Genomic DNA, 25,899 nt, shown 5'->3' on the forward strand with positions numbered 1-25,899 from the left:
TTATTCGCACAAAACATGATGTTTGCCCTGATTGCGCAGAGATTTTTCACTAAAATACCTTTTTTTGCGTGGAGCGGCACGATGTCTTTATTGAAGAGCGCGCATGGCGGTAATACCCGAGAAGCCGCCGAACTGTTGGGCATCTCGCCTGAACAATTGCTGGATTTTAGCGCGAATATTAATCCGCTGGGTATGCCGGCAAGTTTAAAACGCGCGATCGTCGACAACCTGGACTGCGCGGAGCGTTACCCGGATGTTGATTACGCTAAACTGCATGCGGCGCTGGCGGAGCATCATCAGATTCCAGCCTCATGGATACTTGCCGGAAACGGTGAGACTGAGTCGATTTTCACTTTGGTGCAAGGTCTTAAACCACGCCATGCGATGATCGTGACGCCTGGGTTTGCTGAATATCGTCGGGCGCTGCAGTGGGGAGACTGTACGATCCATGAGTTTGCGCTGCGCGAAGATGATGACTGGCAGCTTACTGATGCGATCCTCGATGCGTTAACCTCAGAGCTGGACTGCCTGTTTCTTTGTACGCCCAATAACCCCACCGGATTGCTGCCAGATAACCGCCTGCTGCGCGAAATAGCCGCGCGTTGTGAACGGCTTGGGATCGATCTGATCCTTGATGAAGCGTTTATCGATTTTATTGCCGGGGAGCAGGGGTTTATTCCACTGCTTCGGGATAACCCGCATATTTGGGTACTGCGCTCGCTCACCAAGTTCTATGCGATACCGGGGCTGCGTCTGGGGTATCTGGTCAACAGTAATGAACAGGTTGTTGGACAGATGCGCCGTCGACAAATGCCGTGGTCAATTAACGCATTTGCTGCACTGGCAGGTGAGATTATTTTACGCGACAGCGCATATCAGCAGGCAACGTGGAAGTGGCTGGAGCAAGAGGGCGCGAGGTTTGATCGGCAGTTGAAAGAACTGCCCGGCCTGACGGTGTATCCTGGCCGGGCAAATTATCGTTTATTGCGCTGCGAGCGGGCGGATATTGATCTGCAACACGCAATGCTGGAACAACATGTCTTGATTCGCAGTTGTGCCAACTATCCGGGGCTGGATGCGCGCTATTATCGAGTAGCCGTTCGCAGCCAGGAAGAGAATAACCGCCTGTTGGCGGCTTTACGCAAGGTGCTTAGCGGTACAACCCCTGCTGATTGATATAGTCAAGCACTGCGCCAGGCATCAGGTCGTCGCACGGCTCGCCTTTTTCCAGACGCTCACGGATGAGCGTGGCGGAGATGTTAAACCACGGCGTTTCAGCCAGATAAATTTTCCCACAAGGCAGGTTGTGCAGGTCATCTGGCGAATGGGTCAGATGATCCTCCAGCCACTGCTGGTGCTTTTCCTGCGCCATTTCGAGCGGATAGCCCGGACGTCGGCACACGATGAGGTGGGTGTTACCCAGAATCGTGTCGTAATCATGCCAGGAAGGAAAGGTCAGCAGTGAATCCTGGCCAATAATGAATGCCAGCGGTGCATCCGGGCCTTGTTCCACGCGCCACTCTTGCAGCGTTTGTGCCGTGTATGAGGCGGTATCGCGTTTTAGCTCGCGTTCATCCAGTGAAAACAAAGGTTTGTCGGCAATGGCCAGTTCAAGCATATGTTTACGCTGGGCGCTGGAGGCTTCCGGTTGCGCACGATGCGGTGGTACGTTATTGGGCATGACAATGACCCGAGACAGGCCAATCAGATTCGCCAGAATTTCAACGGGTTTCAGATGACCATAATGCACCGGATCAAAGGTGCCACCGAACAGAGCCTGCAATGATTTCATATCAACCATCAATAAAAACATCTGCCAGTGATTTATGGCAAAGCAACAGGGAAAGTCCCTCAAGCTCCGCCCACACTGACTGACCATAGTCTTGTTTAAGCGTAATTTCCGTACGTGTTAACAGCGTGACCGCCTGACGTAACTGCGTGGGGGTCAGTCGGTTTAACGCGTCTCCCATCATGCCACGGCGATTTTGCCATACCCGATGTTTGTCAAACAATGCCCGTAATGGGGTATGGGCCGACTGCCGTTTCAGGTTCACCAGCAGTAATAATTCCCGCTGCAGAGTACGTAACAAAATAACGGGTTCACTGCCTTCAAGACGAAGCTGTTGCAGAATATGCAGCGCGCGCTTGCTTTTGCCCATCAGCAGCGCATCCACCCAGTGGAAGGGGGTAAAGTGCGCGGCATCGTTAACGGCTTGTTCTACACGAGGCAGCGTTAATTTACCGTCAGGCCAAAGTAGCGACAACCGCTCCAGCGCCTGCGCTAACGCTAACAGATTGCCTTCGTAGCAATAGCATAAGAGCTGGTTGGCGGCGTCATCCAGCTGCAGATTATGGTGCTTCGCCCTTGCGGCTACCCAACGCGGAAGCTGTGCCTGTTCAGGTGTCTGGCAACTGACCATCACCGCGTTATTCGCCAGTCCGGTATACCATGCGGCGTTTTCCTGGGCTTTGGTCAGCTTGTTACCACGAACAATAAGCAGCAGATCGTCATGTAACAGCGTGACGAGCGAGGCAAGTTGTTCATTAATGGCAGCATTGGGGCCATTTTCTGGCAGCTGCAGGAGTAACGTTTGACGGCTGGCAAACAGGCTCATCGCCTGGCAAAGGGAAAAGATTGCGCCCCAGTCGGTGCTGGTATCGAGGGTGAATGTATGGTGTTCTTCGAACCCTTGCGCGGCGGCAGCCATACGGACGATGTCCTGGCTTTCCTGCAACAACAGGGGGTCATTGCCCAGTAATAAATACGCCGCGCGCAGCCCTTCATTGAGCTGTGCGCGGAGTTGTTCAGGGTACAACTTGAGCATCAGTTACCCAGCGTGGTGGAAACACGCGCCGGAGAGGAGGACGCTGGCGCTGCAGTTTTCACTGCAGGCTCGACGTCATCACTGGATGACTGAACATCAGCAATATGTACGCTTGGCAGTTTACGAATCAACTGCTCGGCCGCCTTGTCGTACATCTCTTTAACGATCATCTCCTGCTCGTTATCCTTCGCCAGTGCCGCTTGCGGGTTGTCGAAGAATGAACGATAGACTTTAGCGCTGATCGGGTAAATATCATGGCCCGGGATCAGGACTGAAGCACTAACGGACATCACCATCTGGTATTCAGCGGTTTGACCGTTCTGGAACACGGACGCGGTATCCTGCGAAATGCTGACTGCACCAAGGCGTAAGGACGGTACGTCTTTGCGCGTTGAGCTGTCTTCCAGCAGTGTAACGCCATTCAAACGCAGCTGATTACGCACCGCACGGCTTAACGGGCCGTTCGGATCACCTGTGACCAGAATCATGGTTTTCATCGTGGGGGGAACCTGCGTAGTACTACGCAGATGCCAGCCACACCCGGCGGTGACAAGCACCACCAGGGATAACAACAATGTTGTCAGATGTCGCACGCTTCCTCCCGCGCTTAGCCAACGACCAGATTGAGGAGTTTACCCGGTACATAAATCACTTTACGTACGGTAACGCCATCAAGATATTTTGCGACCAGATGCTCCTGGCCAGCACGTTCACGAACCTGCTCTTCAGTGGCGTTTACCGGAACGGTAATTTTACCACGGACTTTGCCGTTGACCTGAACCACGATCAGCGTGGAGTCTTCGACCATGGCGCTTTCGTCAGCAACAGGCCACGGCGCATTGTCGATATCGCCTTCGCCTTTCAGCGCTTGCCACAAGGTGAAGCAAACGTGTGGGGTGAACGGGTTAAGCATACGCACAACGGCCAGCAGCGCTTCCTGCATCAGGGCTCTGTCCTGTTCGTCTTCCTGCGATGCTTTTGCCAGCTTGTTCATCAGTTCCATAATCGCCGCAATCGCGGTGTTAAAGGTCTGACGACGACCGATATCATCAGTCACTTTCGCGATGGTTTTGTGTACGTCACGACGCAGCGCTTTTTGGTCTTCGCTCAACGCATCAACGTTCAGGGCAGCAACATCGCCTTTGGAAGTATGTTCGTAAACCAGCTTCCATACACGTTTCAGGAAGCGGTTTGCCCCTTCTACGCCGGATTCTTGCCATTCCAGAGTCATGTCAGCCGGAGAGGCGAACATCATGAACAGACGCACGGTATCCGCACCGTAACGTTCAACCATCACCTGCGGGTCGATACCGTTATTTTTCGACTTGGACATTTTGCTCATGCCGGTATACACCAGTTCATGACCTTGTGCGTCCCGGGCCTTAACGATACGGCCTTTTTCGTCACGCTCAACGATCGCATCAACCGGAGAAACCCAGTTACGCTCGCCGTTTGCGCCAACGTAGTAGAACGCATCTGCCAGCACCATACCCTGGCACAGCAGCTGTTTAGCCGGTTCGTCGGAGTTCACCATGCCCGCGTCGCGCATCAGTTTGTGGAAGAAGCGGAAGTAGAGCAGGTGCATGATGGCGTGTTCAATACCACCAATGTAGATATCAACCGGCAGCCAGTAGTTGGCGGCCTTAGAGTCCAGCATACCTTCCTGATACTGTGGACAGGTATAGCGCGCGTAGTACCAGGAGGACTCCATAAAGGTATCGAAGGTGTCGGTTTCGCGCAGCGCAGGCATACCGTTAACGGTGGTTTTCGCCCACTCTGGATCGGCTTTGATCGGGCTGGTGATACCGTCCATGACGACATCTTCCGGCAGAATCACCGGCAGTTGATCTTCTGGCGTTGGCAGTACGGTACCGTCTTCCAGCGTGACCATCGGGATTGGCGCACCCCAGTAACGCTGACGGGAAACGCCCCAGTCACGCAGACGGTAGTTCACTTTACGCTCACCTACGCCTTTCGCTACCAGCTTGTCGGCAATGGCGTTGAACGCGTCTTCGAAGGCCAGGCCGTCAAACTCGCCGGAGTTAAACAGCACGCCTTTTTCGGTCAGTGCCTGTTCAGACAGATCCGGTTCTGTGCCTTCAGCGGTCAGAATTACCGGCTTGATGGCCAGGCCATACTTGGTCGCAAACTCGTAATCGCGCTGATCGTGACCCGGAACGGCCATCACTGCACCCGTACCGTATTCCATCAGGACAAAGTTTGCTGCCCAAACCGGGATCTCTTCGCCCGTCAGCGGGTGAACGGCTTTAAAGCCGGTATCGACGCCTTTCTTCTCCATGGTTGCCATTTCGGCTTCAGCAACCTTGGTGTTGCGGCATTCGTCAATGAAGGCCGCCAGTTCTGGGTTATTTGCAGCGGCTTTCTGCGCCAGCGGGTGACCTGCGGCAACGGCCAGATAGGTCGCACCCATAAAGGTGTCCGGACGAGTGGTGTAAACGGTCAGCGTGTTGTCGTAACCGTTCACATCGAAGGTGATTTCCACGCCTTCAGAACGGCCAATCCAGTTACGCTGCATTGTTTTAACGGTGTCAGGCCAGTGATCCAGGTTATCCAGGTCACGCAGCAGTTCGTCAGCGTAAGCGGTGATTTTGATGAACCACTGTGGGATTTCTTTACGCTCGACTTTGGTATCGCAACGCCAGCAGCAGCCGTCGATAACCTGTTCGTTCGCCAGTACGGTCTGGTCGTTCGGGCACCAGTTCACCGCAGAGGTTTTCTTGTATACCAGACCTTTTTTGTACAGCTCGGTGAAGAACTTTTGTTCCCAACGGTAGTATTCCGGGGTGCAGGTCGCCAGCTCACGGCTCCAGTCGTAACCAAAGCCCAGCATTTTGAGCTGGTTTTTCATGTAAGCGATGTTGTCGTACGTCCACGGTGCCGGTGCGGTGTTGTTTTTAACCGCTGCGCCTTCAGCAGGCAGACCGAACGCATCCCAGCCAATGGGCTGCAGTACGTTTTTGCCCAGCATGCGCTGATAGCGGGCGATCACGTCACCGATGGTGTAGTTACGTACGTGGCCCATGTGTAGTCGACCAGAAGGATAGGGAAGCATAGACAGGCAGTAATACTTCTCTTTGCTCTCGTCTTCGGTAACTTCAAATGTGCGCTTCTCATCCCAGTGAAGCTGTACTTTGGATTCTATCTCTTCCGGGCGGTATTGCTCTTGCATGGCAGCCAGTGGTCCTGTTTTCAATACAGCTACAAACGTAGCTCTAGATGTGGTGTTTCAGATCCGCATAGCATAGCCCAAACGCCCGCGTCAAAACAGCCTTTCGCGCATTCAGCGTTGAATTCCCGCAAGGATAATTCTTGCACGAATTTACACACTCTGTGGACAGTCTTGCAAAGCGTAGCGTAAATAACGTCTATTATTATAGACAGTTAACGACCCAGGAGGCGAAGCGATGAACAAGGTTGCTCAATATTACCGTGAACTGGTGACGTCACTGAGTGAACGTCTGCGCAATGGTGAACGCGATATCGATGCGCTGGTGGACCAGGCACGTCAGCGAGTTATGCAAACCGGGGAGTTAACCCGAACCGAGGTGGAAGAGCTCACCCGGGCCGTGAGACGTGACCTGGAGGAGTTCGCTCTTAGCTATGAAGAGAGCCTTGATGAGGAGACCGACAGCGTCTTTATGCGGGTTATCAAGGAGAGTATCTGGCAAGAACTGGCCGATATCACCGACAAAACGCAGCTTGAATGGCGCGAGGTATTTCAGGATCTTAGCCATCATGGGGTTTATCACAGTGGCGAGGTGGTGGGACTGGGAAATCTGGTCTGCGAGAAGTGTCATTTCCATTTAGCGGTTTACACCCCGGATGTGCTGCCGTTGTGTCCGAAATGCGGACACGATCAGTTCCAGCGCCGGCCGTTTGAACCGTAATCGCTTATTGCCGGATGGCGACGCAAAGCGTCTTATCCTGCCTACAAATTGCACGATTTGGTAGGCCGGAAAAGCGTTAGTGCCATCCGGTGTGTTTTAGGCGTAAAACTTCAGACGCTCCGCCAGCAGATTGACAAACCCCTGGCGATCAACGTCCACCATCACGGTGGCATTTGGCTTATTTCCGCTCAGGAAGTAATAGTCCACCACGGTCATTCCCTGGGTATATTTGCCCTGCGTCTCCACGCCTACCCAGCGCTCAACGGTAGTAAACAGCTCAGGTTTCAGCAGCCAGGCAATGGTGCATGGGTCGTGCAGCGGTGCGCCGACAAATCCCCATTTCTCGTCTTTGTGATACTCGAAGAAAAAGTCCAGCAACTCAGCGACAATGGTGGAAATGGGATTCCCAATCGCACGGAACCGTTCCGTATCTTCACGATGAATTTGTGCTTTATGTGTGACGTCAAGTCCCGCCATCACTACCGGAATTCCCGACTGGAACACGATTTCGGCCGCCTCAGGATCAACATAAATATTGAACTCTGCCGCGGGCGTCCAGTTCCCGAGACCCATTGCGCCACCCATGATAACGATTCGGGCGATCTTTGCGTGCAGTTCAGGATGACTGTTCAGCAGCAACGCCACGTTCGTTTGCGGCCCGGTGGAGACAATCGTTACCGGCTCATGACTCTCGCGTAGGGTTTTTGCCATCAATTCAACGGCAGTACAGGCCTGTGGAGCAAAAGCGGGCTCCGGTAGCGCAGGACCATCCAGGCCGCTTTCACCGTGCACGTTGTCGGCGATAATCAGATTGCGCATCAATGGTTTTAGCGCTCCGCCAGCTACAGGAATATCGGTACGGTTAAGCAGCGTCAACATGCGCAACACGTTACGTAGCGTTTTATCGGGTGTCTGGTTACCGGCAGAAGAGGTTATCGCTTTCACGTCCAGCTCAGGTGAGGCGAGGGCGAGAACAATTGCGATAGCGTCGTCATGACCTGGATCGCAATCAAACAGAATGGGAAGTGCCATTGTTGCTCCTTGTAAGTGGGACTTTGTGACAAGGTTAACGCTGGGCTGTACATGATTCGAGAAGTGAAGGTATAAAGCGTGAGGTAGCGCGCACCTGAAGGTACGCGCCAGTATGATCAGTGCAATATTTTCGCGAGGAAGTCTTTGGCGCGGTCCGATTTTGGATTAGCGAAGAACTCCTCTTTCGGTGAGTCTTCAACAATTTTCCCTTCATCCATAAAGATCACCCGGTTCGCCACTTTCCGCGCAAAGCCCATTTCGTGGGTAACCACCATCATGGTCATCCCTTCATTAGCCAGCTCAACCATAACGTCCAGTACTTCGTTGATCATTTCTGGGTCCAGTGCGGACGTCGGCTCGTCAAACAGCATGGCGATAGGGTCCATACACAGCGCCCGGGCGATAGCGACACGTTGTTGCTGACCCCCTGAGAGTTGTGCCGGAAACTTCTCGGCATGCGCCGCCAGACCGACGCGTTCAAGCAGCTTTTGCGCTTTTGCCCGTGCAGGCGCTTTATCGCGTTTAAGCACTTTGACCTGGGCTAACGTCAGGTTCTCGATAATCGACAAATGGGGGAACAGCTCAAAGTGCTGGAACACCATGCCGACGCGGGAGCGCAGTTTGGCCAGATCGGTTTTCTTGTCATTTACGACGGTGCCGTCAACCGTGATGATGCCCTGCTGGACGGGTTCCAGGCCGTTTACCGTCTTGATAAGTGTGGATTTACCGGAGCCTGACGGGCCACAGACCACCACCACTTCTCCTTTTTTCACTTCCGTGGAGCAGTCGGTCAGCACCTGAAAGTGACCATACCATTTAGAAACATTTTTCAGGGTAATCATTAAACTGTCCTTTTCTTCAAATAGCTGACCAACAACGATGCGCTCAGACTGAATACAAAATAAACGGCGCCAGCGAACAGGATCATTTCGACCTGTGTACCGTCACGCTCGCCAATAGTGGAGGCGGTGCGGAAGAAATCTGCCAGACTCAATACGTAGACCAGCGAGGTATCCTGGAACAGTACGATGCCCTGAGTCAGTAGCAGCGGAACCATGGCGCGGAATGCCTGCGGCAATATGATGAGTTTCATTGATTGCCAGTGCGTCATCCCTAGCGCCAGCGCAGCGCTGGACTGTCCGCGAGAGATACTCTGGATCCCTGCACGGATAATCTCGGAGTAGTAGGCGGCTTCGAACATCGAAAACGCGACCATCGCTGAGATCAGGCGAATATCGGTTTTCGGTGATAGCCCCAGCACGTTTTGCAGAAAACCGGGCACAATCAGGTAGAACCACAGCAGCACCATGACCAGAGGGATGGAGCGGAATACGTTGACGTAGATCTTTGCAAACCAGGAAATCGGCGCAAAGCTCGACAGTCGCATGACTGCCAGGAGGGTACCCCACACGATACCGATGACAACCGCGGTAACGGTGATTTTCAGCGTGATGAGCAGCCCATCCAACAAAAATGGCAGGGAAGGGACGATAGAACTCCAGTCAAATTCGTACATTATTTGCCTCCTAAATTGCCAGGCAGGCGGATTTTACGTTCGACGAAATTCATCACCAGCATAATAAAGGCGTTAATCAAGACGTAGGCAAGGGTGATAGCCGTAAACGATTCCCATGCGTGGGCAGAGTAATCCAGCAGTTTCCCCGCCTGTGCCGCCATATCGACCAGACCGATGGTTGAGGCGATGGCTGAGTTCTTCACCAGGTTCATCATCTCTGAGGTCATTGGCGGCACAATCACACGGTAGGCGTTTGGCAGCAAAACATAGCGATAGGCCTGTGGCAGCGTTAGCCCCATCGCCAGTGCGGCGTTTTTCTGCCCGCGAGGCAGTGATTGAATCGCGGCTCGAACCTGCTCACAAACGCGTGCGGCGGTAAACAGTCCCAGACAAATCATGGAGGAAAGGAAGAACTGGATGTTAGGGTCCAGCTCTGACTTAAACCACATGCCAATGTTTTCCGGCAGCAGTTCAGGCACGACCAGGTACCAGGTAAAAAATTGAACGATCAGCGGTACGTTACGAAAGAGCTCGACATACAGCGTGCCGATCCCGGAAAGGAAACGGTTCGGAACGGTACGTAAGATGCCGAATAACGAACCCACCAGGAAAGCGATAATCCAGGCGGTGATGGATAATGCGACAGTGACCTGGAAACCGCTCCAGAGCCAGCCAAGATAGGTGGTGTTGCCGAACGGGGCCTGTTGTAAAAAAATACCCCAGTTCCAGTCTATAGACATAAATCTACTCCAGAAAAAAAAGGGTAGCAGCGCTACCCTCGAAGATTGTTATTCAGCGTTTAGCGGTTTTCAGGCCTGATGGGGAACGACCATCAGGCTTATAGTCTGTCCGTGCCAAGTAACAATCGAGAGGGCAAGGTGAACTCGCCCCATTTATTTTAGTTAGTTAAGCGCTTTATCATTCGGTGATTTGAACAGAGCCTTCATTTCGTCTGACAGTTCAAAATTCATGTTCAGGTTCTTCGGCGGAATTGGGTTTTTAAACCACTTATCAAACCATTTTTCCGCCTCGCCTGAAGTCTGAGCCTGGGCAATGGTGTCATCCATCAGCTTTTTGAATTCAGCATCGTCTTTACGCAGCATACAGCCGTAAGCTTCCTGAGATTGCGGCTTGCCGACGATCTCCCAGTTGTCCGGTTTCTTCGCTTTCGCGCGCTCGCCAGCCAGCAGGGCGTCATCCATCATAAAAGCAACGGCGCGACCACTTTCCAGGGTGCGGAAAGAGTCACCGTGGTCTTTCGCGCTGATGATGCGCATATCCATTTTTTGTTCTTCGTTCAGTTTGTGCAGCAGCACTTCTGAGGTAGTACCGGAAGTGACGACGACCGCTTTCCCTTTCAGGTCAGGGAAATCTTTGATATCGCCACCTTTTTTCGCCAGCAGACGGGTGCCGACAACGAAAATAGTGTCAGAGAAAGCCGCTTGCTTCTGGCGCTCAACGTTGTTGGTGGTGGAACCACACTCAAAGTCGAAGGTGCCATTTTGCAACAGCGGAATACGGTTCTGAGAGGTAATTGGGATCAGTTTCACCTGCAGGTCAGGCTTGTTCAGCTTTTTCTTCACAGCGTCAACAATTGCGTTGGAGTAATCCTGTGAATAGCCGACCACTTTTTGCTGATTATCGTAGTAAGAAAACGGTACCGAGGATTCACGGTGTCCGACGACGATTACGCCATTTTTAGCGATCTTATCCAGCGTGCTGCCTGCCGCTGGTGCTGCGTCTTCTGCGTGCGCCAGACCAGCGGACATTCCCATAACCAGCATGGCTGTGGCGAGCTTACGTAATTGCATATCCAACTCCTTTATCGTCTGCGCCGGTGACGCATTGATACCTATTGTGATGTTGTTATTGTTTGCTACTTAAACGTGCAGTCTTGTATATGTTTGTTAACATTTAGTTTGGATGAATGTAAAGAATTTGCTGTGTTATTGTTTATTTTTGCGAAGTGCGCCGCACCATTTGGGGGCAAAAATATCCTGTTGCACTTTTCAGGTGCTACCTTCGCTCAACTTTGGTGCGACCAGGTTGCACATGCAGCCAAAACAGCGTTTGCCTTGTATAACAAAGCAATAGGCGTGCCAGAATGGGTGAGGAGAGAGGAGTAGGCCGGATAAGCGCAGCGCCATCCGGCGGAGGAAGCATGATGGCCGGGCGGCGGCGTACCGCCTTATCCGGCCTGCGAATTTAACGGCGGCGCTGGCGCAGGCTCATCACCACCGCACCGAAACCAAACAGCGCGGTAAGCAGCCACAGCGGCCAGTTACCGGTACGGGCATAAGGGGTTAAGCCCGTGGTCGGCGTAACGCTGGTGGTCAGTACCTGACGGGTAAACTGCGGGATCATCGCCTGAATCTCCCCCTGCGGGCCAATCACCGCGGTAATACCGTTATTGGTGCTACGCAGCAGCGGGCGTGCCAGCTCCAGAGAACGCATACGTGCCATCTGGAAATGCTGCCACGGACCGATCGACTTACCGAACCAGGCATCGTTAGAGATGGTCAGCAGATAGTCCGTATCCGGGCGGAAGTTATCGCGTACCTGTTCGCCAAGAATAATTTCGTAGCAGATTGCCGCTGTCAGTTTGAAACCATGCGCATGGAGCTGGGGCTGAACATATGGCCCACGGCTGAATGACGACATCGGCAGATCAAAAAACGGTGCTAACGGGCGCAGAATCGATTCCAGCGGAACAAACTCACCAAATGGGACGAGGTGATTTTTGTTATAGCGATTGGTCGAGTCATAACTGTACGGACTGTCTTTACCCAGCGTAATGATGGTGTTGTAGGTATCGTAACGGTTCTGCTTGTTGAGGCGAGCGTCGACAATACCGGTGATCAGCGTGCTGTTTTTGGATTTCAGCAGGTCATCCATCATGCCCAGGAAACGCTGCTGATTAATTTCCAGATCCGGGATTGCAGACTCCGGCCAGATAATCAGCTGCGATTTACCCATCTCTTGCTCTGTAGCATCAAGGTAAATCTTCAGCGTGTTAAGCAGCTGGCCCTCATCCCACTTCAGCGACTGTGGAATGTCACCTTGCACCATCGATACCTGCGTGGTTTTTTCAGGTTCCAGCGTATACCACTGGATATAACGTAGCGGGAAGGGCAGTGCGAAAAGTATCACGGCCACGACCAGCGGACGCCAGTTACGGCTGGCTAACGCCAGTACCAGCAGGCCGCTGACTATCATCAACAGGAAGTTGATTGCTTCTACGCCCATTACCGGTGCAAGCCCTTTCAGCGGGCCATCAATTTGGCTGTAGCCAAACTGCAACCATGGGAAGCCGGTCAGGACCCAGCCGCGCAGGAATTCAGTTATCTGCCAGATAACCGGCGCGGCGATCGCTACCCGAATCCAGCTGGTTTTCGGCCACAGACGCGACAGAATGCCAGCAAACAGACCGGTATAGAGCGACAGGTAGGCGGCAAGCAGAACCACGAGAAAAACGTTTACCGGCCCCGGCATGCCGCCAAATTGCGCGATGCTGACGTAGACCCAGTTGATGCCTGAACCAAACAGCCCCATTCCCCAGAAGTAGCCAATGACAGCAGACTGGAGTGGACGGCGGTTGAGGGTGAGGGCCTGCAGACCCATCAGCGAAATAATCGCGGCGGGCCAGATGTCATACGGAGAGAACGCCAGCGTCCCGCAGGCACCGAATAATAACGCCAGCAGCAGGCGCATGCGCTGGCGTTCAATTAATGGGGCAAATGCCATGTAGTCTATGATCCAGTTTCGGGTTTATTCGTCCAGTTTGGGCTGGGGTGAGTCGTCCGGAATTCTGACATGAACCTGAATAATACGACGGCTGTCAGCCATCGCCACTTTGAACTGGTAACCATCAATGTCGATGATCTCACCGCGAGCGGGTAAATGACCAAAGGCCTGCATAACCAGCCCGCCAATGGTATCAACTTCTTCGTCGCTAAAGTGGGTACCGAAGGCGTCGTTGAAGTCTTCAATCGGCGCCAGCGCGCGAATGGTCCAGGTGTGACGGCTGAGCTGGCGGAAATCGATATCGTCTTCTTCGTCGTACTCATCTTCAATTTCACCAACGATCAGCTCAAGAATGTCTTCGATGGTCACCAGACCAGACACGCCGCCGAACTCGTCGATAACGATAGCCATATGGTACCGCTGAGAGCGGAACTCTTTCAGCATGCGATCAACACGCTTGCTCTCAGGGACAACAACCGCCTGGCGTAACACTTTCTCCATGCTGAACGCTTCGGCATCGCTGCGCATAAAGGGCAGCAGATCCTTGGCCATCAGAATCCCTTCAATGTGATCTTTGTCTTCGCTGATCACCGGAAAACGCGAGTGGGCAGACTCGATAATGACATCAAGGCATTCGTCCAGAGTCTGGTTGCGTTTCAGGGTAATCATCTGAGAGCGGGGGATCATGATGTCGCGAACGCGCTGGTCCGCAATGTCCATCACCCCTTCGAGCATATCGCGCGTATCTTCATCGATAAGGTCGTTCTGCCCGGAATCACGGATCAGCTCCAACAGTTCGTCACGGTTTTTCGGTTCACCGTGGAAAAGTTGGCTCAGTAACAGGGAAAAAAATCCCTTTTTGCTGGTTAACGTGTCACTACTGTGTGAATTGTCGTCGCTCATGGCGTCGTATGGGTTCTCATGTTAGTTAATCGATAGCGCAAGGCACGTAAACTCAGTGCCTGACGTCGTGGCCTGTCACCGACTTTACCGGTACAGGTTATTCTTTCTCGGCAATGTACGGATCCTCATAGCCCAGAGCAAGCATAATCTCTGTTTCGAGGGATTCCATCTCTTCTGCTTCTTCATCTTCAATATGGTCGTAGCCCAATAAATGCAGGCTACCGTGTACCACCATATGCGCCCAGTGGGCTTCAAGCGGTTTGCCTTGTTCTTGAGCTTCTTGCTCAACCACCTGACGGCAGATGACCAGATCGCCCAGCAGCGGCATTTCAATGCCCGGAGGCGCTTCAAACGGGAAAGAGAGCACGTTGGTTGATTTATCTTTCCCGCGATAGGTCAGGTTCAGCTCGTGGCTTTCAGCGTCATCGACCAAACGAATCGTGACCTCTGACTCTTCCTGAAACTGCGGGATCACGGCATCCAGCCATGTCTGAAACTGACTTTCTGGTGGCAAACCGGATTCGTTTTCGCATGCCAGCTGTAAATCGAGAATAACTTGACTCATTTTTGTTCTTGCTCCTGAGCTTCGCGCTTGCGTTCTGCCGCCAGCTCGGCTTTGCGTTTCTGTTCTGCTTCTTCCCAGGCTTCATATGCCGTCACGATACGGGCAACAACCGGGTGGCGTACCACGTCTTCGCTATGGAAGAAATTAAAGCTAATCTCATCGACTTCGGCCAGCACTTCAATGGCATGACGCAGGCCAGATTTGGTGCTACGCGGCAGGTCAATCTGCGTGATGTCCCCGGTAATGACGGCTTTGGAATTAAAGCCGATACGGGTCAGAAACATTTTCATCTGTTCGATGGTGGTGTTCTGGCTCTCATCAAGAATGATGAACGCATCGTTTAACGTACGCCCGCGCATATAGGCCAACGGTGCGACCTCAATGACGTTACGCTCAATCAGCTTCTCGACCTTTTCAAAACCCAGCATTTCGAACAGCGCGTCATACAGTGGACGCAAATACGGATCGACTTTCTGGCTCAGATCGCCTGGCAGGAAACCCAGTTTTTCACCGGCTTCAACCGCCGGACGGGTTAGCAGAATACGGCGGATCTCCTGACGCTCTAGCGCATCGACGGCAGCAGCAACCGCAAGGTACGTTTTACCGGTACCTGCCGGGCCAACGCCGAAGGTAATGTCGTGGTCAAGAATATTGGCGATGTACTGGGCCTGGTTCGGCGTACGCGGTTTAATGACGCCGCGCTTGGTTTTGATATTCACCGCTTTGCCAAACTCCGGCACGCTGTCTGCGCTCTGTTCAAGCACACGCGCTTCTTTAATCGCCAGATGAATTTGTTCTGGCTCGATGTCCTGTGTCTGGCCGCGCATTGGGGCCGTATCGACATACAGGCTGCGTAAAATATCTGCCGCAGCGGTGACACAAATTGGACGACCGGTCAGTTTGAAGTGGTTATCGCGGCGGTTAATTTCGATGCCGAGACGACGCTCCAGTTGTTTGATGTTGTCATCAAATGGACCGCAAAGGCTCAACAGGCGGGCATTGTCTGCGGGTTCAAGGGTGATTTCGCGAGTGTCTATGTTCAAACTGTTCCTCTTATGCATGTCTCGCCGGACGTTGAACATTTACCGGCATCTAAGGAAATTATTCACGCCATGGGGGAAAGGCGCAAGCATTGCGATAAATATGGGGATGACAGGGCAGATTACAAGGCCCGCCGGAGCAGCGAGCCTGGAAGTGTAGGCCCGATAAGCGCAGCGCCATCGGGCATTATTTGCGTATTTCAGCAGGATTACGGCTGATAAATACCGACACCCAGATCGTTTTCTTTACGGGTACGTGCGATCACTGACTCCGGGGTTTCTGCGATGCGCAGGCCCATTTTGTCTTCAGTACGCACGACTTTGCCACGCAGGGAGTTCGTCCAGACATCGGTAATTTCAACATCCACAAACTTACCGATCATTTCCGGGGTGCCTTCGAAGTTCACCACGCGGTTATTTTCGGTACGACCTGACAGCTCCATGATGCTCTTACGCGATGTACCTTCTACCAGAATACGCTGAGTCGTGCCAAGCATACGACGGCTCCAGGCCATGGCTTGCTGGTTAATACGCTCCTGCAGGATGTACAGACGCTGTTTTTTCTCTTCTTCCGGCACATCGTCGACCATATCGGCTGCCGGAGTGCCTGGGCGCGCAGAGAAGATAAAGCTGTAACTCATGTCGAAATTGACATCAGCGATCAGCTTCATGGTCTGCTCGAAATCTTGGGTGGTTTCACCCGGGAAGCCGACGATGAAGTCGGAGCTAATCTGGATATCCGGACGTGCTGCGCGCAGTTTACGGATGATCGCTTTGTATTCCAGCGCGGTATGGGTACGGCCCATCAGGTTCAGCACGCGATCCGAACCGCTCTGTACCGGCAGGTGCAGGAAGCTTACCAGCTCTGGCGTATCACGGTAGACCTCAACGATGTCATCGGTGAACTCGATCGGATGGCTGGTGGTAAAGCGGATACGGTCAATGCCGTCGATTGCCGCGACCAGACGGAGTAAATCCGCGAACGAACCGATGGTGCCGTCGTAGTTTTCACCGCGCCAGGCGTTGACGTTTTGCCCCAGCAGGTTAACTTCACGTACGCCTTGCGCCGCAAGCTGGGCGATTTCAAACAGGATATCATCCGCCGGGCGGCTGACTTCTTCACCACGGGTGTAGGGCACCACGCAGTAAGTACAATATTTATTGCAGCCTTCCATGATGGACACAAACGCGCTTGGTCCTTCGGCACGCGGTTCCGGCAGACGATCGAACTTTTCGATCTCCGGGAAGCTGATATCTACCACCGGGCTACGGGTATTGCTACCGCGCACTTTGTTGATCATTTCCGGCAGACGATGCAGAGTTTGCGGCCCGAAAATAATATCGACGTAGTGTGCGCGTTGGCGAATATGGTCGCCTTCCTGAGATGCCACGCAGCCACCAACACCAATGATGAGATCGGGATTTTTCTCTTTTAAGAGCTTCCAGCGACCTAATTGATGGAAGACTTTTTCCTGAGCCTTCTCGCGGATTGAGCAGGTATTCAGCAGCAGCACATCCGCTTCTTCCGCCACGTCGGTCAGTTGATACCCGTGAGTGGCATCCAGCAGATCGGCCATCTTCGATGAATCGTATTCGTTCATCTGACAGCCCCAGGTTTTAATATGGAGTTTTTTGGTCATCGACTTGCTCTTGCGAAATTGTGGCTGAAATGCAGGGCGCATAGTGTACTGCTTTGGCGCGGTTGTGACCAGTATGACGGATGTCAGCCTCAAGGGGTAAAAAATCCTGTAAACTTACACAATACAGGTAACAGGATGATTGACCATGACAAATCAACCAACGGAAATTGCCATTGTCGGCGGGGGGATGGTCGGCGGCGCGCTGGCGCTGGGGCTGGCGCAGCACGGATTTACGGTAACGGTTATCGAGCATGCCGTGCCCGCGCCGTTTGTGGCTGACGGACAGCCGGATGTGCGAATTTCGGCCATCAGTTCCGCCTCGGTATCGCTGCTTAAAGGGCTGGGCGTCTGGGATACGGTGCAGGGGATGCGCAGCCATCCTTATCGTCGGCTGGAGACGTGGGAATGGGAAAATGCCCATGTGGTGTTTGATGCTGCGGAGCTTAAGCTGCCGTTGTTGGGTTACATGGTGGAGAATACCGTCCTGCAACAAGCGCTCTGGCAGGCGCTGGAGGCTCATCCTAAAGTGACGTTGCGCGTGCCCACATCGCTGGTTTCTTTACATCGACATAATGACCGGCATGAACTTGAGCTGGCAGATGGTGAAAAAATCACTGCGAAGCTGGTGATCGGTGCTGATGGTGCCAACTCTCAGGTACGCAAAATGGCCGGGATTGGCATCCATGCCTGGCAATACGCGCAATCTTGTATGCTGATAACTGTCCAGTGTGAAAACGCACCCGGAGACAGCACCTGGCAGCAGTTTACCCCTGACGGTCCGCGTGCCTTTTTACCGTTGTTCGACGACTGGGCTTCGCTGGTGTGGTACGACACCCCGGCGCGTATCCGTCAGTTACAAAGCTTAAGCATGGCGCAACTCCAGACAGAGATAGGCAAACATTTCCCATCGCGACTGGGTAACGTGTTGCCTGTGGCTGCAGGCGCATTTCCGCTGACACGTCGTCATGCGTTGCAGTATGTCCAGCCGGGACTGGCGTTGGTCGGTGATGCAGCGCATACCATTCATCCCTTGGCGGGGCAGGGCGTAAATCTGGGATTTCGCGATGTCGATGCACTGATTGACGTGCTGGTGAATGCCCGCAGCTACGGTGAGTCCTGGGCCAGCCAGCCGGTACTGAAACGCTATCAGAATCGCCGCATGACCGATAATTTCATCATGCAGAGCGGCATGGATTTGTTCTACGCCGGGTTCAGTAATAACCTGCAACCGCTGCGCATCATGCGTAATCTTGGACTCATGGCTGCAGAGCGCGCAGGCGTGCTGAAACGCCAGGCGCTGAAGTATGCGCTAGGGTTGTAGCTCGGGTGGTGCCTGATGGCGCTACGCTTATCAGGCCTACAGTTCATGTAGGCCGGGTAAGGCTTGCCGTCACCCGACGTTAGAAAAGCAAAAAGCTCGCCGAAGCGAGCTTTTTTAATATGGCTGGGGTACGAGGATTCGAACCTCGGAATGCTGGTATCAGAAACCAGAGCCTTACCGCTTGGCGATACCCCAACGGGTGCACCCACAGAGTGGACGACTTTTTGAAATTGGCTGGGGTACGAGGATTCGAACCTCGGAATGCTGGTATCAGAAACCAGAGCCTTACCGCTTGGCGATACCCCAACAATTTTTTGGATTTACCGAACGAGTCGATACGTCCTTAATATGGTGGCTACGACGGGATTCGAACCTGTGACCCCATCATTATGAGTGATGTGCTCTAACCAGCTGAGCTACGTAGCCTGATACTATCATATTCTTCGATGGCTGGGGTACCTGGATTCGAACCAGGGAATGCCGGTATCAAAAACCGGTGCCTTACCGCTTGGCGATACCCCAATGACCGTCGCGGTGAACCGCTATATCGAAGAAAAAATGGCTGGGGTACCTGGATTCGAACCAGGGAATGCCGGTATCAAAAACCGGTGCCTTACCGCTTGGCGATACCCCATCCGTGCAACGCTTACGGGTGAATGGTGCGGGAGGCGAGACTTGAACTCGCACACCTTGCGGCGCCAGAACCTAAATCTGGTGCGTCTACCAATTTCGCCACTCCCGCAAAAAAGATGGTGGCTACGACGGGATTCGAACCTGTGACCCCATCATTATGAGTGATGTGCTCTAACCAGCTGAGCTACGTAGCCATCTTTTTTTCGCGTAACCTTATCGGCGTTGCGGGGCGCATTATGCGTATTGAGCCTTGAAGCGTCAACCCCTTTTTCATTGAAAATAGCTGGAATGTGACTGTTTGGTTAGGTTGCGAACAGCATGACGCAATATTCGGCAATTATTAGTTATTAATTGTTTTTTCACGCGCTAAATCGACATAAAAAAAGAGCCCTGCAGGGCTCTTTTCTAAGGATTGACTTATTTATACGCGGACTGATGCACGCCAACCGCACGGCCAGACGGATCGTTCATGGTTTTAAACGCTTCATCCCATTCAATGGCTTTTGCTGAAGAACAGGCAACCGACGGCCCGCCAGGCACGCATTCAGCCGCGCTGGCAACCGGGAACAGTTCCTCAAAAATCTCACGATACAAATACGCTTCTTTAGATGATGGCGTGTTATACGGGAAGCGGAAGCTGGCGGTTTCCAGTTGTTGGTCGGAAACTTGCTCTGCAGCGACTTCTTTCAGCGTGTCAATCCAGCTGTAACCGACGCCGTCAGAGAACTGCTCTTTCTGACGCCACGCTACGCTTGCCGGCAGATACGATTCAAAACACTCGCGCAGGACATGTTTTTCCATTTTTCCGTTGCCGCACATTTTGTCCTGTGGGTTGATGCGCATTGCCACATCAAGGAATTTTTTGTCCAGGAAAGGCACACGGGCTTCGACACCCCAGGCAGACATTGCTTTGTTGGCACGGGCGCAGTCGAACATGTGCAGCGCCTGCAGTTTACGCACGGTTTCTTCATGCAACTCTTTCGCGTCTGGCGCTTTGTGGAAGTAGAGATAGCCGCCAAACACTTCGTCTGACCCTTCGCCCGATAACACCATTTTAATGCCCATCGCTTTAATTTTACGCGACATTAAGTACATCGGCGTGGAGGCGCGGATGGTGGTGACATCATAAGTTTCAATGTGATAAATCACGTCGCGAATAGCATCCAGACCTTCCTGCACGGTGAAATGGATCTCATGGTGGACAGTACCAAGGTGGTTTGCCACTTCCTGCGCGGCTTTCAGGTCCGGTGCGCCTTCGAGGCCAACCGCGAAAGAGTGCAGTTGCGGCCACCACGCTTCACTGCGCTCCTGATCTTCTACACGACGCGCCGCATACTTTTTCGTGATGGCGGAAATCACGGAGGAGTCCAGACCGCCGGATAACAGCACGCCGTAAGGAACATCGGACATCAGGTGACTTTTCACGGCATCTTCCAGCGCCTGACGCAGCTCGTTTTTATCCGTAACGTTGTCTTTTACTGCATCGTAATCAAACCAGTCACGCTGGTAATACTGACGAATTTCGCCGTCTTTACTCCACAAATAGCTACCGGCCGGGAATTCTTTGATCGTGCGGCATACAGGAACCAGCGCTTTCATTTCAGACGCAACATAGAAGTTACCGTGCTCGTCGTAACCCATATACAGCGGGATGATGCCGATGTGATCGCGGCCAATCAGGTAAGCGTCCTGCTCGCTGTCGTACAGTGCGAAGGCAAACATGCCTTGCAGGTCATCCAGAAACTCTGGACCTTTTTCCTGATACAGCGCAAGGATCACTTCGCAGTCAGAACCAGTCTGGAACTGATAGCGATCGCCGTATTCGGCACGCAGCGCCTGATGGTTATAAATCTCACCGTTAACGGCCAGGATATGTGTTTTCTTCACGTTATACAGCGGCTGAGCGCCGGCGTTGACGTCGACAATAGACAGACGTTCGTGCGCCAGAATGGCGTTATCGCTGGCGTAAATGCCAGACCAGTCCGGGCCGCGATGGCGCATCAGACGGGACAATTCCAGAGCCTTTTTACGCAGTTCAACTGCGTCAGTTTTAATATCGAATACGCCAAAAATAGAACACATAACCTTCTCCGTTAACCTGTTGCGTGATGCTTTTTATGTTTGCTTGATAAAGAAAATGCCGCAAAGCCGCTGGGGGCGCAAGGAGTTTGGTGGGCTGAAAATAAAAAACTCAATGATGATTGTTGAATGGTGAAAAAAGATTACGTAATGAGCGCATTTATTGATGAATCATCAATAAAATGGCAATTTTATTAGATGGGGGTATTTCTGTGGGCCGAATAAGGCGCTTACACCATCATCCGGTATTCGCGCCGCAACATTGCCGGATGATGACGCGCGTGCGTCTTATCCGGCCTGGGATCAAATCACATCAATCTCTGCAACGGAGGGATAGATCCAGCTTGGTCTGAATGGCATGTTGTCAATATCGTCAAGCTTGGATACGCCAGACAGAACCAGGATAGTTTCCAGACCCGCCTGGAAACCTGCCAGAATATCGGTGCGCAGGTTGTCGCCAACAATGACCGTTTCTTCTGAGTGCGCCTGCATTTTGTTGAGTGCCGCGCGAATAATCCACGGGCTGGGTTTGCCGACATAAAACGGCTTACGGCCGGAGATCTTCTCAATACCGGCGCAGAGCGCACCACAGGCAGGGTAAAAGCCGCGACCGTGGGTATCCGGGTTAGTGGCGATAAAACGTGCGCCGTTAGCCACAAAGTAAGCCGCTTTATGCATCATGTCCCAGTTGTACGAACGGGTCTCTCCGACAATGACAAAATCAGGGTTAACGTCGGTAATAGTAAAGCCAGCTTTATACAGCTCATGGATTAACGCGCCTTCACCCACCACGTAGGCTTTTTTCCCTTCCTGGCGACGGAGAAAATCAGCAGTAGCCATGGCGGAAGTATAAAAGACGCTATCGGGGACATTCACACCCGCGGTGGCGAAGCGGTTTGCCAGATCTTGCCCGGTCTGCGAAGGGTAGTTCGTCAGCAGGACTAACGGTAAACCTTTCTCCAGAATGCCGGTCAGAAATTCTGCTGCACCGGGTACGGCAACATTATCGTGCATCAGCACGCCGTCGATATCACAAATTACATTCTTAATAGTCATGAACTACCCAGGGAATTCGTTATGAGTCTTATATACCCGTCATACTTCAAGTTGCATGTGCGTCGGCTTTCCTCGCTCACCCCAGTCACGTACTGGTGTACGCTCCAGGGGATTCGCTGCGTCGCCGCGTTATTCGGCCAAGCGGCCTCACCCCTACGGGGCCAGCACAAGCGCTGTTCAAAACGCTAATGCGTTTTGTCCTGTAACTCGAATTATTTAGGGTATAGTAATCCACTACTATATGAGAGCATTAGCTTTCCAGCAAACGTTGCAGCAATGAACCATTGAGCATGGCACGCTTCACCAGCGCAAATGCACCAATCGCTGAACGGTGATCCAGCGTGGAACGAACCACCGGTAAATTGTGGCGAAACGCCTTCAGTGCCTGATTATTAATGCAGCTTTCTATTGCCGGAAGCAGGACTTTATCTGCTTCGGTAATCTCACCGGCAATGACGACTTTTTGCGGATTAAACAGGTTAATCGCAATCGCGATGGTTTTACCCAGGTGGCGACCCACATGCTCGATAACTTCTGCTGCCAGATTGTCACCTTTGTTGGCTGCCTTACAGATAGCTTTGATGCTGCAATCGTCCAGCGTGAGGCGACTCGGATAGCCTTGCTTCAGTAAATTTTGTACGCGATGTTCAATGGACGCATTGGCAGCGATCGTTTCCAGGCAACCAAAGTTACCGCAATGGCAGCGTTCGCCCAGCGGTTCAACCTGGATATGGCCAATTTCACCCACGTTGCCGTTGCGTCCGATGAAAATACGCCCATTGGAGATTATCCCTGCGCCGGTTCCGCGATGGACACGCACCAGAATGGAGTCTTCGCAGTCCTGACTTGCCCCAAAATAGTGCTCGGCAAGCGCAAGGCTGCGGATATCATGGCCGACAAAACAGGTGACCTGAAAACGTTTTTCCAGCGCGTCGACCAGTCCCCAGTTTTCAACCTGAATATGGGGCATATAGCGAATGACGCCACTTTCGGGGTCAACGAGGCCTGGCAGGATAACGGAGATTGCAATCAGCTCACGGATTTTCCGCTGGCAGCTGTCAATAAAGGTGGCAATCGTATTGAGCAGCGCGTGTTCCAGGGTTTCCTGGGTGCGCTCGGGTAGCGGATAATGCTCTTCGGCAACCACTTTGCTGCTCATATCATAGAGCGTCAGCGTGGTGTCGTGGCGGCCAAGGCGAACGCCAATGGCGTGGAAATTACGGGTTTCGGTGACGATAGAGATGGCGCGGCGGCCCCCGGTGGAGGCCTGCTGATCGACTTCTTTGATCAGCCCGCGTTCAATCAGTTGACGCGTAATTTTGGTTACGCTGGCGGGAGCAAGCTGGCTTTGCTCGGCAATCTGAATTCGCGAGATTGGCCCATGCTGGTCAATCAGGCGATAAACTGCCGCGCTGTTAAGCTGTTTTACGAGATCAACATTACCTATTTGAGCTTGTCCGCCTGGTGTCATTCTTTTTCTTACTCAGTAACGACCTCGTTGCCATTAACGATGGTCTTGATAATTTTAAAGTCGTGCGTGAACGCGGTCAGGTTGGCTACTTTGCCTGGCGCGATACTGCCGAGTTGTTTGTCGACGCCAATGGCGCGAGCAGGGTAGAGCGTTGCCATACGCAGGACTTCGTCCAGTGCGATACCGCAATGTTCAACCAGATTGCGTACACCTTCGATCATGGTTAATGATGAACCGCTCAGCGTGCCGTTCTCATCAACACACAGTCCATTGCGGTAGTATATTGTTTTACCAGCGAAAATGAACTGCTCAATGTTTGCACCCGCCGGCGCAGTTGCGTCGGTTACCAGGCACAGTTTGTCACCTTTCAGGCGTTTGGCATTGCGAATGTTGGCATAGTCAACATGCATGCCATCGGCGATGATACCGCAATAAATATCGGCCTCATCCAGAATCGCGCCTGCCAGACCTGGTTCGCGACCGGTAATATAAGGCATCGCATTGAACAGATGTGTTGCAAAGGAAATGCCTGCACGGAAACCGATTTTTGCTTCCTTCAGCGTCGCGTTAGAGTGGCCCGCAGACACCACGATACCTGCATTCACCAGTTGGGTGATCACGTCGACAGGAACCATTTCAGGCGCCAGCGTCACTTTGGTGATGACATCCGCATTATCGCACAGGAAATCGACCAGCGCAGCGTCTGGCTGGCGGACAAAGCTCGGATTATGCGTACCTTTTTTCACCAGATTCAGCCACGGACCTTCAAGGTGTAGCCCTAATGCCTGATTTGGATGCTTAGCGAGGTATTCACGCATAACGCGAACGCCCTGCTTCATCAGGTCATCGCTGGTGGTGATTAGCGTTGGCAGATAGTTGGTGCAGCCCGATTTTTCATTGGCTTTCTGCATGATTTCCAGCGTTTCAACGGTAACGGCCTCTGCCGTATCGTTAAACTGTACACCGCCGCAGCCGTTTAACTGCACATCAATAAAACCGGGGGAGACAATGGCCCCATTCAGCGAGCGCTGTTCAATCCCTGACGGCAATTCAGACAGTGGGCAAACGCTATCGATCAGGCCATTGGCGACAACAATCGCATGGTCATCAAGAATTTCGTGACCGGTAAAAATCCGGCCCTGGGTTAAAGCATACATTCCGACCCCCGATTTCAAAAAAATGCCGCCCTGCACGTTTTCGACAGGGCGGGGACATCATTACAGACCTTTAATATTTTCCGCTTCTAACTCGTTAAAGTATTTCAGCGTCTTCACTTTCAGTTCCATAGTGGAAGGCTCATCGCAGACCACAACCGCTTTCGGATGCAGTTGCAGACAGCTGATAGTCCACATGTGGTTAACGTTACCTTCAACAGCCGCCTGCAGCGCCTGGGCTTTCTGGTGACCCAGCACCAGGATCATTACTTCTTCAGCATCCAACAGGGTGCCCACGCCTACGGTCAGTGCATATTTAGGCACCTGGCTTACGTCGCCGTCAAAGAAGCGTGAGTTTGCTACACGGGTGTCGTGGGTCAGCGTTTTGATACGAGTACGGGAAGCTAAAGAAGAAGCGGGTTCGTTGAACGCAATGTGCCCATCGTTACCTACGCCGCCCATAAACAGATGGATTTTACCGTAAGAACGGATTTTCTCTTCATACTGACGGCATTCTGCATCAATATCCGGCGCGTTACCATTGAGGAGGTTGATGTTTTCTGCTGGAATATCAACATGATCAAAGAAGTTACGGTGCATAAAGCTGTGATAGCTTTCCGGATGCTCTTTCGGCAGGCCAACATATTCGTCCATGTTGAAAGTGACAACATGTTTGAAGCTCACCTGGCCCGCTTTGTGCATTTCGACTAATGCTTTATAGGCAGTCAGCGGAGTGCCGCCAGTCGGCAGGCCCAGAACGAACGGACGATCTGCCGTTGGTTTGAACGCGTTAATACGGTTAACGATATGGCGAGCAGCCCATTTGCCGACTTGTTCAGCGGTATTCAGGGGGATCAGTCTCATTCTTCACCTCAAAAGTAAATGTAAGCAGTTGGCGGATTGAGTCTCTGTGCAGTATTAAGCGTAACCTGGTTTTGCATCGGTAAGGATCAATCCGTTTCGATTTTTTTAATGATAAAATAAGTTTTCGTAGTTAGCCAGTGTAAGGGAG

At 52.6% G+C, this 25,899-nt stretch carries 22 protein-coding genes and 7 tRNA genes; 3 read left to right on the forward strand and 26 right to left on the reverse strand.

Going from position 1 to position 25,899, the window contains the following annotated elements; all coding sequences use genetic code 11:
• Window positions 1-81: 81 nt before the first annotated feature.
• Entirely contained in the window at window positions 82-1,176 is a 1,095-nt protein-coding gene (cobD, locus tag RYZ59_RS10305) for a threonine-phosphate decarboxylase CobD (RefSeq protein WP_318047880.1), read from the forward strand.
• Here cobD and nadD read toward each other — a convergent pair.
• The 4 genes from nadD to leuS are packed head-to-tail and all read right to left on the reverse strand — an operon-like array spanning window position 1,151 to window position 6,015.
• Window positions 1,151-1,792, reverse strand: a complete 642-nt coding sequence (gene nadD / locus RYZ59_RS10310; protein WP_318047938.1) for a nicotinate-nucleotide adenylyltransferase — start codon at window positions 1,790-1,792, stop codon at window positions 1,151-1,153. The two genes, cobD and nadD, sit on opposite strands and share 26 nt — an antisense overlap.
• 1 nt (window position 1,793) lies before the next feature.
• Complete coding sequence (holA, locus tag RYZ59_RS10315) at window positions 1,794-2,825, reverse strand: DNA polymerase III subunit delta (RefSeq protein WP_202039152.1); 1,032 nt, start codon at window positions 2,823-2,825, stop codon at window positions 1,794-1,796.
• On the reverse strand, window positions 2,825-3,418 hold the full coding sequence (gene lptE, locus RYZ59_RS10320) for an LPS assembly lipoprotein LptE (RefSeq protein WP_271441574.1): 594 nt from the start codon (window positions 3,416-3,418) through the stop codon (window positions 2,825-2,827). Before lptE ends, holA begins: the two co-directional genes overlap by 1 nt.
• A 14-nt stretch (window positions 3,419-3,432) precedes the next feature.
• Complete coding sequence (leuS, locus tag RYZ59_RS10325; RefSeq protein WP_318047877.1) at window positions 3,433-6,015, reverse strand: leucine--tRNA ligase; 2,583 nt, start codon at window positions 6,013-6,015, stop codon at window positions 3,433-3,435.
• Window positions 6,016-6,250: 235 nt separating this feature from the next.
• Here leuS and RYZ59_RS10330 point away from each other — a divergent pair, with 235 nt between their 5' ends.
• Window positions 6,251-6,733, forward strand: coding sequence for a zinc ribbon-containing protein (locus tag RYZ59_RS10330; RefSeq protein ID WP_096757892.1), 483 nt, complete (start codon window positions 6,251-6,253; stop codon window positions 6,731-6,733).
• A 96-nt stretch (window positions 6,734-6,829) separates the two neighbouring features.
• Here RYZ59_RS10330 and rihA read toward each other — a convergent pair whose 3' ends face one another.
• The 10 genes from rihA to miaB form a co-directional block, all read right to left on the reverse strand.
• On the reverse strand, window positions 6,830-7,765 hold the full coding sequence (rihA, locus tag RYZ59_RS10335) for a pyrimidine-specific ribonucleoside hydrolase RihA (protein WP_318047872.1): 936 nt from the start codon (window positions 7,763-7,765) through the stop codon (window positions 6,830-6,832).
• Between the two features lie 116 nt (window positions 7,766-7,881).
• A complete protein-coding gene (gene gltL, locus RYZ59_RS10340; protein ID WP_042309800.1) occupies window positions 7,882-8,607 on the reverse strand; it encodes a glutamate/aspartate ABC transporter ATP-binding protein GltL in 726 nt (241 codons plus the stop codon).
• The gene (gene gltK, locus RYZ59_RS10345; protein WP_271449864.1) at window positions 8,607-9,281 is read right to left on the reverse strand and encodes a glutamate/aspartate ABC transporter permease GltK; all 675 of its coding nucleotides are present in this window, start codon (window positions 9,279-9,281) and stop codon (window positions 8,607-8,609) included. Before gltK ends, gltL begins: the two co-directional genes overlap by 1 nt.
• Window positions 9,281-10,021 carry a glutamate/aspartate ABC transporter permease GltJ gene (gltJ, locus tag RYZ59_RS10350; RefSeq protein ID WP_137384502.1) on the reverse strand — a complete coding sequence of 247 codons (741 nt, stop codon included), beginning with the start codon at window positions 10,019-10,021 and terminating at the stop codon, window positions 9,281-9,283. The genes gltK and gltJ overlap by 1 nt, the downstream gene beginning before the upstream one ends.
• 162 nt (window positions 10,022-10,183) lie before the next feature.
• Window positions 10,184-11,092: an amino acid ABC transporter substrate-binding protein gene (locus RYZ59_RS10355; RefSeq protein WP_271441578.1), complete on the reverse strand. Its 909-nt coding sequence runs from the start codon at window positions 11,090-11,092 to the stop codon at window positions 10,184-10,186.
• 394 nt (window positions 11,093-11,486) lie between these two features.
• The gene (gene lnt, locus RYZ59_RS10360) at window positions 11,487-13,025 is read right to left on the reverse strand and encodes an apolipoprotein N-acyltransferase (protein WP_318047865.1); all 1,539 of its coding nucleotides are present in this window, start codon (window positions 13,023-13,025) and stop codon (window positions 11,487-11,489) included.
• Window positions 13,026-13,049: 24 nt separating this feature from the next.
• On the reverse strand, window positions 13,050-13,928 hold the full coding sequence (corC, locus tag RYZ59_RS10365; RefSeq protein ID WP_318047863.1) for a CNNM family magnesium/cobalt transport protein CorC: 879 nt from the start codon (window positions 13,926-13,928) through the stop codon (window positions 13,050-13,052).
• 97 nt (window positions 13,929-14,025) lie between these two features.
• Window positions 14,026-14,493 (reverse strand): rRNA maturation RNase YbeY, encoded by a 468-nt coding sequence (gene ybeY / locus RYZ59_RS10370; RefSeq protein WP_318047862.1) that lies wholly within the window; start codon window positions 14,491-14,493, stop codon window positions 14,026-14,028.
• The gene (locus tag RYZ59_RS10375; protein WP_019076268.1) at window positions 14,490-15,536 is read right to left on the reverse strand and encodes a PhoH family protein; all 1,047 of its coding nucleotides are present in this window, start codon (window positions 15,534-15,536) and stop codon (window positions 14,490-14,492) included. The genes ybeY and RYZ59_RS10375 overlap by 4 nt, the downstream gene beginning before the upstream one ends.
• Before the next feature lie 206 nt (window positions 15,537-15,742).
• Window positions 15,743-17,173 carry a tRNA (N6-isopentenyl adenosine(37)-C2)-methylthiotransferase MiaB gene (miaB, locus tag RYZ59_RS10380; RefSeq protein WP_318047860.1) on the reverse strand — a complete coding sequence of 477 codons (1,431 nt, stop codon included), beginning with the start codon at window positions 17,171-17,173 and terminating at the stop codon, window positions 15,743-15,745.
• A gap of 145 nt (window positions 17,174-17,318) precedes the next feature.
• Here miaB and ubiF point away from each other — a divergent pair, with 145 nt between their 5' ends.
• On the forward strand, window positions 17,319-18,494 hold the full coding sequence (gene ubiF / locus RYZ59_RS10385) for a 3-demethoxyubiquinol 3-hydroxylase (RefSeq protein WP_318047858.1): 1,176 nt from the start codon (window positions 17,319-17,321) through the stop codon (window positions 18,492-18,494).
• Between the two features lie 120 nt (window positions 18,495-18,614).
• Here the strand turns inward: ubiF and RYZ59_RS10390 are convergent.
• The 12 genes from RYZ59_RS10390 to nagB form a co-directional block, all read right to left on the reverse strand.
• Window positions 18,615-18,689 (reverse strand) — tRNA-Gln (locus RYZ59_RS10390).
• Between the two features lie 36 nt (window positions 18,690-18,725).
• A tRNA-Gln gene (locus RYZ59_RS10395) sits at window positions 18,726-18,800 on the reverse strand.
• A gap of 43 nt (window positions 18,801-18,843) precedes the next feature.
• Window positions 18,844-18,920 (reverse strand) — tRNA-Met (locus RYZ59_RS10400).
• Between the two features lie 21 nt (window positions 18,921-18,941).
• Window positions 18,942-19,016: transfer RNA gene (locus RYZ59_RS10405), tRNA-Gln, on the reverse strand.
• 37 nt (window positions 19,017-19,053) lie between these two features.
• Window positions 19,054-19,128: transfer RNA gene (locus RYZ59_RS10410), tRNA-Gln, on the reverse strand.
• A 23-nt stretch (window positions 19,129-19,151) separates the two neighbouring features.
• A tRNA-Leu gene (locus RYZ59_RS10415) sits at window positions 19,152-19,236 on the reverse strand.
• 8 nt (window positions 19,237-19,244) lie between these two features.
• Window positions 19,245-19,321: transfer RNA gene (locus tag RYZ59_RS10420), tRNA-Met, on the reverse strand.
• 223 nt (window positions 19,322-19,544) lie between these two features.
• Window positions 19,545-21,209, reverse strand: a complete 1,665-nt coding sequence (asnB, locus tag RYZ59_RS10425) for an asparagine synthase B (RefSeq protein WP_202039142.1) — start codon at window positions 21,207-21,209, stop codon at window positions 19,545-19,547.
• A 300-nt stretch (window positions 21,210-21,509) separates the two neighbouring features.
• Complete coding sequence (gene nagD, locus RYZ59_RS10430; protein ID WP_137345352.1) at window positions 21,510-22,262, reverse strand: ribonucleotide monophosphatase NagD; 753 nt, start codon at window positions 22,260-22,262, stop codon at window positions 21,510-21,512.
• A 250-nt stretch (window positions 22,263-22,512) separates the two neighbouring features.
• On the reverse strand, window positions 22,513-23,733 hold the full coding sequence (nagC, locus tag RYZ59_RS10435) for a DNA-binding transcriptional regulator NagC (RefSeq protein ID WP_137384495.1): 1,221 nt from the start codon (window positions 23,731-23,733) through the stop codon (window positions 22,513-22,515).
• Window positions 23,734-23,741: 8 nt separating this feature from the next.
• Complete coding sequence (nagA, locus tag RYZ59_RS10440; RefSeq protein ID WP_202039141.1) at window positions 23,742-24,890, reverse strand: N-acetylglucosamine-6-phosphate deacetylase; 1,149 nt, start codon at window positions 24,888-24,890, stop codon at window positions 23,742-23,744.
• A 60-nt stretch (window positions 24,891-24,950) separates the two neighbouring features.
• Window positions 24,951-25,751: a glucosamine-6-phosphate deaminase gene (nagB, locus tag RYZ59_RS10445; RefSeq protein WP_003022803.1), complete on the reverse strand. Its 801-nt coding sequence runs from the start codon at window positions 25,749-25,751 to the stop codon at window positions 24,951-24,953.
• Window positions 25,752-25,899: the final 148 nt, after the last annotated feature.

The organism is Citrobacter sp. HN-141 (genome assembly GCF_033341895.1).
Taxonomy (GTDB): domain Bacteria; phylum Pseudomonadota; class Gammaproteobacteria; order Enterobacterales; family Enterobacteriaceae; genus Citrobacter.